The organism is Nocardia sp., from assembly GCF_025465275.1.
Lineage (GTDB): Bacteria > Actinomycetota > Actinomycetes > Mycobacteriales > Mycobacteriaceae > Nocardia.
In genome coordinates this window covers 17,103-32,941 of record NZ_JAODNK010000025.1, presented here as the reverse complement: position 1 = coordinate 32,941, position 15,839 = coordinate 17,103, and the positions used below count along the sequence as shown (strand labels likewise).

11 protein-coding genes are annotated in these 15,839 nt (G+C 67.2%); 3 read left to right on the top strand and 8 right to left on the bottom strand.

From position 1 onward, the window contains the following. Window positions 1-552 precede the first annotated feature (552 nt). The 3 genes from JWN03_RS05700 to JWN03_RS05690 all read left to right on the top strand — a co-directional run bounded on the left by JWN03_RS05700 (window position 553) and on the right by JWN03_RS05690 (window position 3,530). A complete protein-coding gene (locus JWN03_RS05700) occupies window positions 553-1,521 on the top strand; it encodes a ParA family protein (RefSeq protein ID WP_441342942.1) in 969 nt (322 codons plus the stop codon). Window positions 1,522-1,566: 45 nt separating this feature from the next. Further along, complete coding sequence (locus JWN03_RS05695; RefSeq protein ID WP_297610731.1) at window positions 1,567-2,583, top strand: ParB/RepB/Spo0J family partition protein; 1,017 nt, start codon at window positions 1,567-1,569, stop codon at window positions 2,581-2,583. Window positions 2,584-2,801: 218 nt separating this feature from the next. Further along, the gene (locus JWN03_RS05690; RefSeq protein WP_297610729.1) at window positions 2,802-3,530 is read left to right on the top strand and encodes a GNAT family N-acetyltransferase; all 729 of its coding nucleotides are present in this window, start codon (window positions 2,802-2,804) and stop codon (window positions 3,528-3,530) included. Between the two features lie 75 nt (window positions 3,531-3,605). On the opposite strand, the gene JWN03_RS05685 is transcribed toward JWN03_RS05690, so the two are convergent. From JWN03_RS05685 to JWN03_RS05650, 8 genes are all read right to left on the bottom strand, one after another. Continuing rightward, the gene (locus JWN03_RS05685; protein WP_297610726.1) at window positions 3,606-4,802 is read right to left on the bottom strand and encodes an N-acetylmuramoyl-L-alanine amidase; all 1,197 of its coding nucleotides are present in this window, start codon (window positions 4,800-4,802) and stop codon (window positions 3,606-3,608) included. Between the two features lie 144 nt (window positions 4,803-4,946). Further along, window positions 4,947-5,285: a thioredoxin gene (trxA, locus tag JWN03_RS05680; protein WP_297610723.1), complete on the bottom strand. Its 339-nt coding sequence runs from the start codon at window positions 5,283-5,285 to the stop codon at window positions 4,947-4,949. Between the two features lie 11 nt (window positions 5,286-5,296). Continuing rightward, window positions 5,297-6,295: a thioredoxin-disulfide reductase gene (gene trxB / locus JWN03_RS05675; protein ID WP_297610720.1), complete on the bottom strand. Its 999-nt coding sequence runs from the start codon at window positions 6,293-6,295 to the stop codon at window positions 5,297-5,299. Between the two features lie 130 nt (window positions 6,296-6,425). Continuing rightward, window positions 6,426-7,319: a hypothetical protein gene (locus JWN03_RS05670; RefSeq protein ID WP_297610717.1), complete on the bottom strand. Its 894-nt coding sequence runs from the start codon at window positions 7,317-7,319 to the stop codon at window positions 6,426-6,428. A 133-nt stretch (window positions 7,320-7,452) separates the two neighbouring features. Then, window positions 7,453-8,004 carry an RNA polymerase sigma factor SigM gene (gene sigM, locus JWN03_RS05665; protein ID WP_297611120.1) on the bottom strand — a complete coding sequence of 184 codons (552 nt, stop codon included), beginning with the start codon at window positions 8,002-8,004 and terminating at the stop codon, window positions 7,453-7,455. Window positions 8,005-8,249: 245 nt separating this feature from the next. Continuing rightward, window positions 8,250-12,122, bottom strand: coding sequence for a murein biosynthesis integral membrane protein MurJ (murJ, locus tag JWN03_RS05660; protein WP_297611118.1), 3,873 nt, complete (start codon window positions 12,120-12,122; stop codon window positions 8,250-8,252). A 476-nt stretch (window positions 12,123-12,598) separates the two neighbouring features. Continuing rightward, window positions 12,599-15,130, bottom strand: a complete 2,532-nt coding sequence (locus JWN03_RS05655; RefSeq protein ID WP_297610714.1) for a DUF6049 family protein — start codon at window positions 15,128-15,130, stop codon at window positions 12,599-12,601. Further along, complete coding sequence (locus JWN03_RS05650; protein ID WP_366914366.1) at window positions 15,127-15,663, bottom strand: NUDIX hydrolase; 537 nt, start codon at window positions 15,661-15,663, stop codon at window positions 15,127-15,129. Before JWN03_RS05650 ends, JWN03_RS05655 begins: the two co-directional genes overlap by 4 nt. Between the last annotated feature and the right edge of the window lie 176 nt (window positions 15,664-15,839).

Here is a 15,839-nt window from a genome sequence, read left to right as displayed (position 1 = left end):
CAGGTGGCACCGGTTTCTCCGGGAGCAACCCCCTCAGCGGTCTGCTCGGCAGTCTCTCGGCGCAGTAGTCGCACCCCCGCCCCGAGTCGAAGCGGGCGAGACGGCAGCCCCGCCGTCTCGCCCGCTTCGTGCTTTCCGTCCCCGGCTGCGCCGTGTTGTTTCACGGGAAACATGCGCCCAGCCCCGCCCGGTGCGGCCGAGTGCGAAATCTGCTGATTGCCCGGCGGTTTCAGCGTGTCGGATGGAGTTCATTGCCGTTCAACTTCCGTATTGTGTCCCGTACTGGCAAGCTAGTGAACGTCGAGTGTGAGCGCAGACCGCGGTGCCCGGCAGCGGCTCCAAATCGACTGCCCGGCAGTCGGGAACGGCTTCGAATGGGTATCGATCTCGTACCTCGCACCATCTCGGTGACAACGCAGTGTGGCGCGGTCGGCCTGCTGTCGATCCTGCTGCCACGCTCGGCCACGTGTCTTTGAGTTCTCGGGGTTAGGAGCCTGTATGTCCAACGGTCCGGCGAATGTTTCACGGGAAACAACGTCCCGAGTGCCCGGCATGCTCGATACCGGGACCTTCGACGCGGAGGAGTTCAGCCGCACCCCGTTCGGGAACATCTCCCCCACCGAGACGCCCATTGCCGCCGAAGCGCAGCGCGCCAGCCAGGTCTTGCATCCCAGCAAGAACTCGGAGGTGCAGCGCCCCAAGGAGCAGCGGGTCATCACCATCGCCAACCAGAAGGGCGGCGTCGGCAAAACCACCACGACCGTGAATCTGGCCGCCGCACTGGCGATTCAGGGTATGCGGGTGCTGGTCGTCGATCTCGATCCGCAGGGCAATGCCAGCACCGCGCTGGGTATCCCCCACCACTCCGGTATTCCGTCGAGCTACGAACTGCTCATCGGTGAGTGCACGGTGCGGGACGCCATCCAGCAGAGCCCGCACAATGAGCGCCTCATGTGCATCCCCGCCACCATTGATCTGGCCGGCGCGGAGATCGAACTCGTCTCGATGGTCGCCCGCGAGGGCCGGTTGAAGACGGCCATTCAGGAAGCCAATCTCGCCGGATACGACATCGACTACGTCATGATCGACTGCCCGCCGTCGCTCGGATTGCTCACCGTCAATGCGCTCGTCGCGGCGAAGGAGGTGCTGATCCCCATTCAGTGTGAGTACTACGCGCTGGAGGGCGTGGGTCAGCTGATGCGCAATATCGGTCTGGTGCAGTCACATCTCAACCCTGAATTGCATGTCTCCACCGTTGTTCTCACCATGTACGACGGCCGCACCAAGCTCGCCGATCAGGTGGCGGAGGAGGTGCGCAACCACTTCGGTGACACCGTGCTGAAGGCCGTGATCCCCCGCAGTGTGAAGGTTTCCGAGGCCCCGGGTTACGGCATGACCGTGCTCGACTACGACCCGGGTTCACGTGGCGCCATGAGTTACCTGGACGCGGGACGTGAGATGGCTTCCCGCTCGGCGCGTCAGGAGCCCGCATTGCTACCCGATACGGGATCGGGTGTGTAATGACAATTTCGGCTGCGGTGAACAACGAGAGGGGTCAGTAGACCGATGAGTCAGGCGAAGAAGGGTGGACTGGGACGCGGTCTGGCCGCGCTGATCCCTACCGGGCCCGCAGCCACACCGGGCGGACTCGGCAGCGCTGCCGCCAATGTCGTCATCGGCGTGGACCCGATCGGACCGCAGCCGGCTTCGGCCTTCCTGCACCGGGTTCCGGATCCGGTCGACGGCGCCGACGCGGCCGATGCGGGTGCGGTGTACCGGGAGATTCCGCACGACCAGATCGTGCCGAATCCGAAGCAGCCGCGTCAGGTTTTCGAGGACGAGGCGCTCGCCGAACTGGTGCACTCCATCAAGGAGTTCGGCCTCATGCAGCCGATCGTGGTGCGTCAGGTGGAGAGCCTGCCGACCCCGAAGTATCAGCTCATCATGGGCGAGCGGCGTTGGCGTGCAAGCCAGGAGGCGGGCCTGCCCGCCATCCCGGCCATCGTCCGAGAGACCGCGGACGAGTCGCTGCTGCGGGATGCGTTGCTGGAGAACATCCATCGCGTGCAGTTGAATCCTCTCGAAGAGGCGGCCGCCTATCAGCAATTGCTGGAGGAGTTCGGCGTCACCCACGAGGAACTGGCTTCGCGAATCGGCCGTTCCCGACCGGTCGTGACGAATATGATTCGCCTGCTGAAACTTCCGATTCCGGTGCAGCGGCGGGTGGCGGCCGGCGTACTTTCCGCCGGGCATGCCCGCGCGGTGCTCGCGCTGGAGGCCGGAGCCGAAGCACAGGAAGCGCTGGCCGCACGGATCGTGGCCGAGGGTATGTCGGTCCGGGCCACCGAAGAGGCTGTCACTCTGGCCAATCGGAACCCGGATGCCGCGGCCACTCCCCCGGCGGCCAAGCGCAAACCGATTCAGATGCCGGGGCTGCAGGATGTGGCAGAGCGACTGTCGGAATCCTTCGACACTCGCGTCACGGTGGCGCTCGGCAAACGCAAGGGCAAGATCACGGTCGAGTTCGGTTCCATCGATGATCTGGAGCGGATCGTCAGCATGATGGAGCAGTCCAAGCCTTAGAGCGAAATCGGGGCCCTACCCCCACCCCCGAGCTCTCGGAGCAGAATTTCCGAGGTTCGGGGCCCCTACCCGAGGGTTGGGGCTGAAACGTCACAGTGACGCCGGAGTTTTCTAGGCCCGGAGAGGCGTGTTGCTTTGATCGCTTATTCTTGCTGGCGAGCAGATATTGATGCGGCGTGAGTGTGGATGAATCGGACAGCTGGAGGCTGAGCAGAGCGGTGTCGACCAGCGTTACCGCACTAACCCTCGGCGGACTCGACAAACTTCCGGCACATGCCCGGCGGTGCGTGTTCTGGGAGCTCGATCCGGCGGTGGCTGCGGACTCCCGTGAATTCAGTGACCCGGTCTTCGAAAAGGAGGCCTGGCTGTCCACCGTGCTCCTGGAGTGGGGCTCGTGTGGGCAGATCGCGCTGATCGACGGTCAGCCGGCCGGCTGCGCGCTGTATTCGCCGCCGAGCTCGTCACCGCGCGCCGGACTGTTCCCCACCTCCCCGGTGAGCCCGGATGCGGTCCTGCTGACCACGCTGGGGGCCGAATTTCCGTATCAGACAAATGATGTAGCCCAGCAGCTGATTCAGGCCGTGGTGGGCGATCTGGTGCGTCGTGGTGTGCGAGCCATCGAGTCCTTCGGGATTCGCTCGGATCCGTCGTCCACCTCGATGGCGGATCTCGGGTCCATGATGTTCATGGAGCGGATCGCGCCCGCTTCCCCGCGTACGTCCTCCAAGCCGTCGCCTGCGTCCGTGTGCACGCCGGAGACCTGCATGATCGATGCCGATTTCCTGGAGGAGGTCGGTTTCAAAGTGGTTGCCCCGCATCACCGTTTCCCGCGCCTGCGCTTGGAACTGGACAGCGACCACCTCTGGAAGGAAGACGTGGAGCGCGCGCTGGATCAGCTGCTCGCGACCGCGGCGATGACCATGCCGAACCGCCTGATCACCCTCTGATCGGGTCCGGACAGTAGAAAACCCCGTCGTCCCGAGGTATTCGGGAGGACGGGGTTTTTCGGTTCGAAGGGCGACTCAGATGCGCTCGGCCGCGGCCATTTCCTCGGCGAGCAGTTCGGCGAAGGTGTACGTACCGGTCGGCTGATCGTCCTGGCCGAGCAGGTACAGCCGCTTCACCGAGATGAGGATGGCTTCGGCGATCACGTCCCGCATGCGCGGATTGGTGAGCACCGTCGAGTCGTAATCGCTTGTCAGGTAGCCGATATCTACCTGTACGGTCGGCATCTTCGTGAGGCGCAGCAGATCCCAGGTGCGGGCGTGGGTCCGGCAGTCCTGCAATGAGGTCCGCGCCACGATCTCACGCTGGATGAAACCGGCCAGCACCTGCCCGATCATCGAGGTGGACCCGTGCGAATTGCCGAAGTGGAAGCTCGCCACCCCGCTCGCCGAGGTGCTCGGGTTGCCCGCGCAGCGCAGCGAGATCATCAGATCCGCGTCGAAAGTATTTGACGTCTCGGCTCTTTCGGCATCGGAGGGATTCGCACCCCACGGCCGGGACAGGAACGTCTCCATACCGGTGGCGGCCATACGGCCCTCGAGCCGGCTGGCCAGATCCCAGAGGATCTCCGATTCGTACACGTCACCGAATTCGCTGGGCACCGGTGCGCCCTTGTCGGGACCGCCCAGGCCCGGATCGATGACGATGCGCTTGCCGGTGAGCTGCGGCCCGGCCCGGTGCACCACTTCTTCCTCGGCGATGCGATGCGGATTACCGCCGGTGACACGGGCTCCCAGCAGTTCCAGGGACCGGAGCGTGTCCGGACCACAGATGCCGTCGCCGGCCAGGCCGATCTCGCGCTGGAACGAGGTGAGCCCCTCGTGGGTGTGCGGTCCGAAGAACCCGTCCACCCGGCCCACGTAGAAACCGAGATCCTGCAGGCGGCGCTGCAGGGTGGCGACATCATCGCCGTACAGCGGCGCCGACAGCTGATAGATGAGCGTGCGGGCGCCGAGTCGATAGGAGGCTTCCTTGAGGGCCCGGTACGTCGCCGGACCGACCACGCCGTCGACGAGCAGGCCGCGATGCTGCTGAAACGCGCGGACCGCGGAGTCGAGGTCGTGGTCGAAGGTGGCTTCTACGTTCTTCCAGTACTCGCCACTACCGTTGCCGGGCTCGGCATTCGGGTGAGAGTGCAGGAATCCGAGACTTGCGAGGGTGCTCCGAATCTCAGCTACGGCTGGTCCAGTATCGCCGTGACGAAGTCGGTGCATGCGTAAGAGCCCTTTCCTTCCGCCAACCCGGGTACCCACTCATGCAAAAGTTCACACCTTCGCATGACCGGAGCGCTGGTCGATTCTCTCAGACCCGGACCAGATTTCGGCAACTGTCGAGTGCAGGCATCGTACGGCGCGTCGTCAGATAACACCCTCGAGTTCGCGCAGAAGGGCCGCTTTGCCCTTTGCGCCGACGATCCGCTTGATCTCCTTGCCCCCTTGGAACAGCACCATGGTAGGCAACGACAGAATGCCGTAGTCCTTCGAGGCCTCCGGATTCGCGTCCGCGTCGACCTTGGCGATGGTCAGGCTGTCGGAGTGGGTGGCGGCGATCTCTTCGAGCACCGGGGCGACCATCTTGCACGGGCCGCACCAGGAGGCCCAGAAGTCGACCAGGACGGGCTTCTCGCTGGCCAGCACGTCCTGGGCGAAGGTGGCGTCGGTGACGGTCTTCGTGGCGGTGGTCTTGGCGTCCGACATGGTGACTCCTTCTAGTTACTGATTACCGCAGTGTTCGATTCCACCGAGTGACCGGCGTGATCGAGTGTGTTGCTGGTGATGTCGCCCTGGTCGGCGAGCCAGCGTTCGGCGTCGATGGCCGAGCGGCAGCCGGTCCCGGCCGCGGTGATGGCCTGCCGGTAGGTGTGGTCGACGAGGTCGCCGGCGGCGAAGACGCCCGGCAGCGAGGTGTAGGTGGACTGGCCGTCGACCTGGACGTAGCCCTCGCCGTCCAACTCGACCTGGCCGCGCACCAGTTCGCTGCGCGGGTCGTGGCCGATGGCGACGAACAGGCCGGTGGCCGGCAGCTGCGAGGTCTCGCCGGTGCGGGTGTCGCGAATGCTCAGGTTGGTGACAGCCGAATCACCGTGCACCGCAGTCACTTCGGTGTTCAGCAGGAAACGGATCTTGTCGTTGGCCTTGGCGCGCTCCAGCATGATGCGGGAGGCCCGGAATTCCTCGCGGCGGTGGATGATGGTGACGCTGGAGGCGAACTTGGTGAGGAAGGTGGCCTCCTCCATGGCCGAGTCGCCGCCGCCGACCACCACGATGTCCTGGCCCTTGAAGAAGAAGCCGTCGCAGGTGGCGCAGGCGCTGACACCGCGGCCGAGCAGTTCCTGCTCACCGGGGATGTTCAGGTAGCGGGCCGCCGAACCCATGGCGAGGATCACGGCGTACGCCTCGAATACCTCATCGCCGACGGTGACCTTCTTGATCGGACCGGAGAGGTCGAGCTCGTCCACGTCCTCGGTGCGGATATCCGCGCCGAATCGCTTGGCCTGCTCGCGCATCTCCTCCATCAGATCCGGGCCCATGATGCCGCCGCGGAAGCCGGGGAAGTTCTCGACCTCGGTGGTGGTCATGAGGGCGCCACCGAACTGGGTGCCTTCGAAGAGGATCGGCTGGAGTTCCGCACGCGCCGCGTACACAGCCGCCGTGTATCCGGCCGGTCCGGAACCGACGATGATCAGGTCGCGAACAGCGGTACTCAAAGGGTCCTCCGAGGCAGTTGTGAAACAGGCATGTCGGTCAACCACAGCGTAAACGCTGTTGTTCCCAGGGGGCCCGGGGTAGGCGGTGGCGCTCCCATCCACACCGGTGGATGGGAGCAACGGCCGGCCGTCAGCCGATATCGGCGCTGGCCAGTACCTGCGGGTTCCCCGGTCCGCAGCCGTTGTCGAGCACGGCGGCTGTGATCTGCGGCGCGTGCGGGCCCGCGAGCAGCACGAGAACGGCCTGCTTGCCGCCGTAGACGACGCTACGCGACCCGAGTACCGAGCGCTCGAGGCCGGCGGCCTGCAAGCAGCTCGATAGCGCGGTGCCGCTTGCGAGTGGCCCGCTGATGTCATGGTGGCCCATGGCGGCGAGCACCACAGTGGGAGGAAGGTCCGCCGCCAGCGGTATATCGGCGGTGGGCTGCGCGGCAGTGGGCGCCCCGGTGCGGGTCTGTACGGCATCCACGGCCACCACGGCTCCCGCGGTGATGGCTGCGGTGGCCGCGGCCGCGGTGAGCCAGCGGAGCCGATTGGAGAACCGCTCGGTCGCCGGGGCGGGCCCGGGCGTGAGATCGAACTCCGGCTCGGACTCCTCGGGGACGAGGTCGTCGAGATCGCGGGGGTCCAGCCGCCCGGTATCGAAGATGGCCGAACCGTTCAGCACCGGCATGGGTGCGGTGGAAGGCGGTGCGGGATGGGTGGATTGGCGGGGCACCGGGAGGCGGTGCACGGTGGCCACTCGATCGCTGGCGTCCAGGTCGGTGGCGGCGAGATTGTCGATCATTAGTTCCAGGCGTGCGGTGATGGCGATGGGCATGGGGTGTGCGATGTGCTCGTCGCGGCCGAGGTCGCGCAGGCGGGTGTTCACCTGGTCCAGGGAGCGCAGGTAGTGCATGGCGTCCGGATCGCGGCGGACCTGCGTCCACAGCTGGGCGGACAGGTCTGCCGGGACGTTCCCGGCGTGCAGATCGGCGAGCAGCTCGGAGGAGTACGGCGGCCGGGGAATCGTCCCTGCTGCCACTGGTCCTCCTGCGTAGTCCTCGTTCATCGCCCCTCCAGATCGGACCCGATATGGGAATTCGCAGACCTGTCTTAGTTTTTGACGCACCGGAGTGCAATCCGGTTCCCGCTATCCTGCTTGCTTCGCAGCGGATTCAGGTGTTCATCGAGTGCAGATGTTCTTCGAGTCGTCGCCGGCCGCGGGCGCACCGGCTCTTGATGGTTCCGGCCGGAACTCCGAGCAGCGCTGCGGCTTCCGCGATCGACAGTTCTTCGAGCTCCACGGCGACGAGCGCGGTGCGCTGTTCGGCGGGCAGCGTGAACAATGCTGCGTCGATGACAAGTCCGGCCTCCAGGCTCGCGAAATCGTCGCGGGCATAAAGGGGTTCGAGCAACGACTCGTCCGATAACGGTACCGTGCGCCGCAGTTTGTTGCGACGGATGCGATCGAGGCAGGCGTTCACCACGATGCGGTGCAACCAGCTGCGTACCTCGGCGTCGCCGCGGAAGGCGCCGGCGCCGCGGTGGGCGGAGAGCAGGGCGTCCTGCAGCGAGTCGGCGGCGTCCTCGGGCGTGTAGGAGGCGCGCATGGCGGTCTGCCAGAGGTGATCGCGATGGCGCCGTAATAGTTCGGCGAAGGCGTGCCGCTCGCCGGTGGCGTGGGCGGCTAGGAGAGCGCGATCGGTGGCCTCGGCGACTCTTGGCAGCCGGGTCCGGACAGCCGTCGCTGTGGACCGAGTGGTCGGCTCGGTCGCTACCTCGTATTGCTTCGCAGTTGACAATGCAACTCCTGAACCTGCAACTCCTGAAACCTGCAGAGAGTACGCAAGATCATATCGAAGATAACGATTCGGTAGCAATGGTTTGGGCAATAAAAGCGCAGCTAGCGGGCTTTTTCGGGCGAACCGGACACGCTGGTTCCGAGGCCGGAGGTCACGGCACGGCCTCGGAACTAGGGCGCGGCCTCGTAGCGCACTTCACCGATGGACGTCTGGTATTGCCCACCGTTCTGAGCGAGCGCGGTGATCCACACCAGCACGTAGCGGGCGGGCTGGTCGGCCTGCACCGCGATCTCGGTGGTCCCGTTGCCGAGCGTCGCCGACCCGATGAGCTGGGTCTGATCGAGGGTCGGCGCGGCCGTGGGCGAGGTGCGGATCTCGACCACGGTTCCCGGTGTCGGCGAATCGATGATCACCTTGGTGAGCTTGCTGGGGCTGCCGAGCGTCGTCATGATCCCCACCCCCTTCTTGAGGGCGGGGAACTGCTGGAAGTACGCGTCGGTCCGCCACACGGTGACGGGGTTGTTGTCCAGCACGGCCCCGATGCTGCCCACACCGTCCGGGGTGCCCTCGGGCGAGAACACCATGGCGCCGGTGACCGGTACCGGAACACCCTGCGCCGCAGCGCCGGTCGGCGCGGGAGCACCCGGTGAGGTGGGTATCGGGCTGGACGTGGTGAGACCGATATTGCGCTGTTCGTTCAGCGGCGCTTCGGAACTGCCGGGCGCGAACACGCTCAGCAGCCACCAGATGATGACGCCGACCACCAGCGAGGCCAGCACGCCGAGTCCGACCAGGATCCACATCATCCGCTGCGAGCGTTCCTTCTCGGCGGCGAGCAGTTCCGGATCGGCCAGGGTCTCGTCCGGTGCCGAGGGCGGCCGCTGGCCCAGGCGCAGCACCGGGATGAGGTCGGTCTTCTGGTCGACGACCGACGCCTGCTCCAGCACGTGCTGGACGGTGGCGGCGGTGCGTACACCCTTATTGGATTCCAGCGAGCGCACCGCGACCGCGGAGATCTCGAAGGGCACCTCGGGCCGAATGGTCCTGGGCTCCACCGGAGTTCCGTCCGGCCCGAAATCGGCCAGCGGCAGTCCGCCGATGGTCGCCGCGGTGCCGGTGACGCCGCCGACGCGAATCGGCCAGTGCGCCGTGATGAGCGCGTACAGCATGGCCCCGAGCCCGCGGACGTCCGATTGCGCGTCGGAATCACCGAGGGTGCCGGGGAAGGCGAGCACCGCGTCACCGGAAGCGCTGATGCGCACCCGATCCGGGTGATCGATGGACAGCGAGCCGCCGCCGCGGTGTGCGAGTTCGGCTGCCGCCGCGAGCGCCCGGATGGCGCGCGCCGCTCCTATCGGGGACGGCACGGTGTCCGCCATCTCCTTGAGCGAGCGGCCGGGCGTCCATTCGGCGACGACGATGCCGCCGGAGGAGCCGCGGACCACGTCGAGCACGCGGGCGAGGCCGGGCGAGTTGATGCGCCCGAGTCTCAGGGTGCGGGACAGGATCGCCTGCGGCCCATCGTGTCCGGAATTCTCGGCGGCCTGCTGGTCGGCGTCGACGAAGGTGAGCGCGACCTCGCGGTCGAGCTTCACATCCAGTGCCTGCCAGAACTTCAGGCCGCGCGCACCGCCGTGGCCGGCGAGCAACCGGTAGCGGCCGCCCGCGACGGAGGCGCCGGGCAGCAGTTTGGGACCGCGCTGAATACGCTTGGTCGCCTCCACCCGCATGGGCGGCATCTGAGGAGAGATCGCCTCGTAGACACCGGTTTCGGGGCCTGCGCCACCTTCGTCCGGTAGGTCGTCCGGTTCGCCTCGGTCGCCGCGTCCGGAAGATCGGTCGGCGGAATCGGCTTTGCCGCTCTGCTTTCCGATCTTCTTGTCCGGAGTCGGGGGCGCATCCGTGGAGAGCCCACCGCCCGCGGCCGCTGCGGATTCGGCGGCCGGGACGCCGCTCACCGCGTCGTCGCTCACCCTGGTTCCTCCTTCGCCCTGGTATGTCGGAGACCGATGTGTCTGGGCCGAACCCGGTGCCTGGTAGACGCCGTCGTCCGAGGCCGCGCGAGAGCCCTCATCCGGCCTCTCATAGTCGTCTGGAACACCGGATGCGGCGCTTGCGCTTCTCTGCCGAACAGGGTACGGGAACTCACCCTTGCCGGTGATGTCAACCGCATCGGGTCGGATAACGGGCAGCACCATCGTCTGCGCGTCGAGGTATGGGTCGAACCGGTAGTAGTACGGCGCGGCGCGCAGATCCGGCTTCGGGAGCAGCGTTGTTGCGTGGATGCCGTCGATCGGCCCGCCGTCGAGATCCATGTCCGGCGCGGGCGGGGTGAAGCCGAGGCGCCGCGAGATCGCCACCGTGATGGCGACGATTTCGGGGATCCCGGCCAGCCGCATGAGGCCGAAGGCGACGCCGAACATGATGATTGCCGTGAGCGCGACGCGGACGAGTGATCCGATGCCGCCGAACGACTCCGAAAGCCGGTGCAGTCCTATGACTTTGTCGGCGGTCCACATGACCACACCACCGGCCAGCGAGGCCCCCACCACCCGGGTGATGGTGTGCCCGACATTGGCCATGCGCAGATCGCCGAGGCTGCGGTGCAGCAGCCAGCCACCGATGACGGCGCCGGAGACGAAGCCGAGGCCGTTGGCGACACCGAGCGCGATCACCACGTGGCGTTCGTCGACGACGACCGGCGCGAGCGCCGACAGCGCGATCTTCACGCTGGTGATGCCGAGGATGATCCAGGTCGGCGTCCAGGCCTGCTCGCGGGCGTAGAACACGCGCAGGTGGATCAGTACCAGCGCGTACGGGATCAGCGTGAACGCGGACCAGGAGACGGCCTCGCCGAGGCGTCCGGCCTGGCCGGGCCCGAAGTGCCCGTAGCCGTAGAGGGCGCGGCCGATCTGCGGTCCGGCGAAGGTCAGGAAGGTGACGACCGGGATGAGCGCGATCATGGTGAGCCGGGTGGCGGTGCCGAGATCGTCGACCACGGCGGGTGTGTCGTCGGCGGCGGCATTGCGGCTCAACCGCGGCATGATCGCGGTCAGCAGCGTCACGCCGAGTACGCCGTACGGCAATTGCAGGAGCAGCCAGGCATTTTGGTAGATGGCGGGACCGGCGACATCGACGTGTGAGGAGACGCGGGTCGCGAAGGTCCAGCCGATCTGGCTGATCAGCACGTACAGCATGATCGCCCCGGCCATGCCGCCGAACTGCCTGAGCCGGGCGTCCACGCCCCACAGCGGTCGCAGGTCGATGCCTTCGCGGCGGATGGCGGGCATCAGGCTGATCACCTGGACCGCGACGCCGACGGTCACGCCGATGCCGAGGACCAGCAGTTTCGTATCGCCCATGCGGACGGGATTCAGGCTGATCTCACCGGGTGTGAGCCGGTAGGCGATGAGAACCGTGAGGACCACGAGGTTGTTCAATACCGGCGCCCACGCACCGGGTTTGAACACACCGTGGGTATTCAGGATGGCCATCATCAGCGCCGAGGTGCCGTAGAAGAACACGGCGGGCAGCAGCAGGAAGGTCAGTGCGGTGGTGAGCGCGGTATTGACCTTGCCGTCGTTCGAGAGAAAGACGTGGGTGGTCAGTACGGGTGCGAGTACGAGGGCCAGAGTGGTGCCGATACCCAGCACGGTCATTGCGGCGGTGAACAGCCGCCGGACGAAGGCGCTGCCGCCGTCGGGGTCCTCTTTCTCGGCGCGCACCAGGGTGGGCACCACGATGGCGGTGAGGACCGCGCCGAGCAGCAGTTCGGAGATCATGGTCGGGATGGTGCTGGCGACGGTGAAGGCGCTGGCGATGGCCGGCCCGAGCACGGTCAGCAGCAGCAGCTGTTTGCCGAAGCCGGTGATGCGGCTGACCAGGGTCGCGATGGCGATGGATCCGGAGTCCCGGACCAATCGGGCGTTCGAGTTCTCGGCCTTCTCGACCTGCTGCTGTTCCCGCGTCGTCGGCCCGCCGCGCGACTGCAGGGGCACAGGTTGCGAGTGCCGCGGCACCGGATTCGACTCCGGGTAGCGCATTCCGTCGCGCGGGGTGGGCCGTGGCCCGATTCCGGGAGCCCGATTGGGATCGGCCGGGTTGCCGTGTCCCCAGTGGTATCGGTCTTCTTCGGGAACGTAGGCGTTTCCGCGCGGGGGCCCCGCCGGGCGCGGCGGTTGCGGCTGTCGCGGCGGCTGTCCGGGTGCGGGTGGCCGCTGCATGATGGGCCCGGATTCGCCCGGGCGCGGTCCCCGCACCGGCAGCGGACCGGACGGTTGACCGGGTAGCGGACGACGGGGTGCCCCCGGCGGATTTCCCTGTGGCACCGGCGGAAAGCCGCCACTGCGCGGTCCCTGTGGTACCGGACGCGGACCCTGCGGTGCCGGATGCGGACCCTGCGGTGCCGGGCGCTGCGGTGCGGGCGCACCACGCTCCCAGGGCGCCGACGGTGCCCGGCGCGCGGGCGGGCCGTCACTGCCGTCGGGTCGGCCGGTCGAGCGCGGTCCGCCGTACTCGCTCACCGTGCCTCCTGGTTCTCGTCTCGCAGCTTGCGTTTCCGCGCGCGCAGGTACTTGTTCACCCGGCGTCGTCTCTCCGGATCGAAGCCTTCGTCCGCCGGATCCGACTGCCCGCGGAAGCGGTGCCAGAGCCGGCGACCTGCCAGCAGGAGCAGCAGTGCTCCGGCGCACGCGGTAATTATCGCCAACACTCGACCGTAGGCGTTGGACCGCACGGATACCGATACGGCATTGCCGAGCGGGGTCCCGTCGGGTGTGGTAAGCGCGATGGGTATCACCAGGTTTCGGCTGTCGGACACTTCGGTCGGGATCTGGAAGGACCGGGTGCCCTTGGCCGGGAGCTGTTGTTCGCCGATGTCTTTGATATTTGTCTCGGTGGGTGCGTCGATGCGGAATTTGATGCGGATGGCGACCGGCAGATCGTTGCGGGCGACCAGCAGCAGCGGGCTCTGTTCGGAGGCGAGGGTGTAGACGCCGCCGGGTGGCAGCACGGTCACCGAATGGAACAGGTCGTCGATGGTGCGCGCGGTCTGGTCGAGGCGGCGCTGTGCGGTGGTGTCGGCCGCGGCGGCGCCGGCGCGCCGGTCGGAGGTGGTCAGCACCCGGATGAGGTCGTCACGCAGCGGGGTGAGGAAGGTGCGCGGGGTGAGTTCCTGCTGCGGCTGGTCGACCAGGGCGCCCATGAGCTCGGTGATGTTGTGCGCCTGCTGCCGGACCGGTTCGGCGAAGTGGTCGGGCACGGCCTCGTCCGCGGCGGCGGGCAGGTAGTCGAGGTCGTACGGCTGCGGATCCGGTTGCTGCGCCAGCAGTTCGGCGAACGAGCGCGGTGCGGCCAGATTGTTGCGGAAGAGCAGGTCGAGCTGTCCGAGCAGCGCGGTGGCCTCGTCCCGGTTCGCGCCCCACTGCTGCGGCGGCATGAGCACCGCGGACCGTGGCCGTCCGGCCTGCGGGTTCAGCGCCGTCCAGGAGACCGCGCCGAGTGCGTCCTGCAGCCGGGCGGCGCGGGAGTCGTTGGTGACGTCGTAGCGGACCCGGTCCGGGGTGAACGGCGGTGTCGGCGGATGCGAGCCGATGGCGGCGAGTGCGGTGGCCGACCAGATATCGAAGGTGGCGGCATGCAGTTCGGGGCCGTTGGGCACATCGCCGGCGGTGGGCAGGGTGATCCCCGACAGCCGCACCATGTCCGGATTCACCGATTCGATTGCGCCGCTCGGGCTTTTGGCGCTGGAGATATTGCTGCGCCCGTCGGAGGCCGCCACGGCATTGTCGGCGAGCACGGCGGTGGTGTAGCCGTGGTGTGCGAGCAGGCCCGCGCCGTCGGCGTCGAGGGTTCCGGAATCCGGCAGGGCCACGCCGCGTACGGATTTCACCGACAGCAGCGAATCCACCAGGTCGGCAGGTGCGTTGAGGGCCCGATCCGAGAGGGTCTCGTCCCCGACCTGAGCCAGCGCGGTGGGGTCGACCTGCGCGAACGGCAGCGCCACCACGCACATCGAGGGTGCGAGCGTGCGCAGCCGGTCCAGCCAGGCCTTGGCGGCGTGCGCGCCGGTGCCGGCCCGGGTGGTGCCGTCCGGATCGGAGGGACTGGCCAGCACCCGGTAGTCGTCCGTCATATCGGAGACGGTGAGCAGCAGGTCCGGATCGATGGCCAGGCACAGTGCGCTGGTGAGTTTGTGGTCGTGCCCGCCATCGGGTTTGAGCGCGGTTTCCAGCGCGGACAGCAATTGGTCGAGTCGCCCGCCGCTGGCGAGCGAGGACGCCAGATCGTCATCGGTGAGCAGGGCTTCGCCCTGTACGGAGCCCGTCGCGCCGGCGACCAGGCGAGGCCGGTCGGCCAGCGGCCACAGCATGGTGGTGGCGACCGGCGGCGCGTCCGGGACGGCCGGAACGGTCGGTGTGACAGTGCGTTTCATCGGGTCGGGGGTGGCGATGGGCACGCCGAGCACGGGCAGCAGGAAGCGGGCGTCGTCGAGTCGCGCCTGACCGCCGTAGCTGGGTGCGCCGTTGACGTTCAGCAGCAGCGGATAGATGCCGGGCGCGCTGATATCGATCGAGGAGATCCCGCTGGGTAATTCGGCCGCCGAGTGCAGGGCGACGGTGAGGCTGAACTGCTTTCGCTGTCCGGTGTCCAAACGGTCTGCGACATCCTGGAATTCGCCCGCGACGTCATAGCTGTTCTGGTCCAGGCGCAGCGTCGACCGCAACCCACTCGGGTTGGTGACGGCGGCGGCGCGCTGAATCCGCACGCTGACATCGTCGACCGGCCGGTCACCGATATTGGTGATGGTGCCGGACACCACGAAATAGGGGTCGCTACTGGCGGTGATCGCCGTCGGCGTCACCGAATCAAGGGACAGTTTCAGGAATTTCGGTCCGGTCGGCGCCGCACCGGAGCCGCTGCCGGACGGCTGTGCCGTCGCAGCGGACGGACATACCGTCAGCACGGCAACCACCACCGCGACGAACGACAGGATCCAGCGGTGCAGCGCCGCGGTGTCTTGCCCAGGACGCCCAGACCCCGCACGCGTCATTGTCTGCCGTTCTCCATCCGGTCGATCAGCCGGTTCGCGACCTCCGCCAGCCTCCGTTCGTCAGCGTAGGCGAGCCGGGAATCGAGTTCGCTCAAGGGAACCCAGGCCACCTTGGTGACCTCCACGTCGGCATCGGACAGTTCGCCGTCGAGAAATCGCATCAGATAGTGGTGCACGGTCTTGTGTACCCGCCGGCCCTCGGTGACGAACCAGTAGTCGATGCTGCCCAGTTCGGCGACCACGCTGCCATTGATGCCGGTCTCCTCGGCGACCTCGCGGATCGCAGTCTGTTCGGCGGTTTCGCCCTCTTCGATGTGTCCCTTGGGTAGCGACCACAGCAATCTCCCGCGCCGATCGGTGCGACCGATCAGTGCGGCACAGCGCTTCTCGCTGGGACCGTCCAACCCGTCGACGACGAGTCCACCGGCGGAGGTCTCCCGAACCGTGCGCATGCGAGGTTTCGCCGCACTACCGGCCGAACCACGGCGCCGGGGCTGGCGGCGTCGACTGTTCGCGCGATCGGCCGGAGACACCGCGCCAGCATATCCCGCCTCCCCGAGACTTCTGCCGGTTGCCAGGTGCCGCGCACCTAGCGTCGCGGGCTGGCGGTGAGATAGTTGGTTGCGTTAGCCCGTACCCGGTGAGTTACCCCGACGGTACGAAATCAGTCGTTACCTTTGATACGGGCCGCAGGATTCGCAGCAGCGCC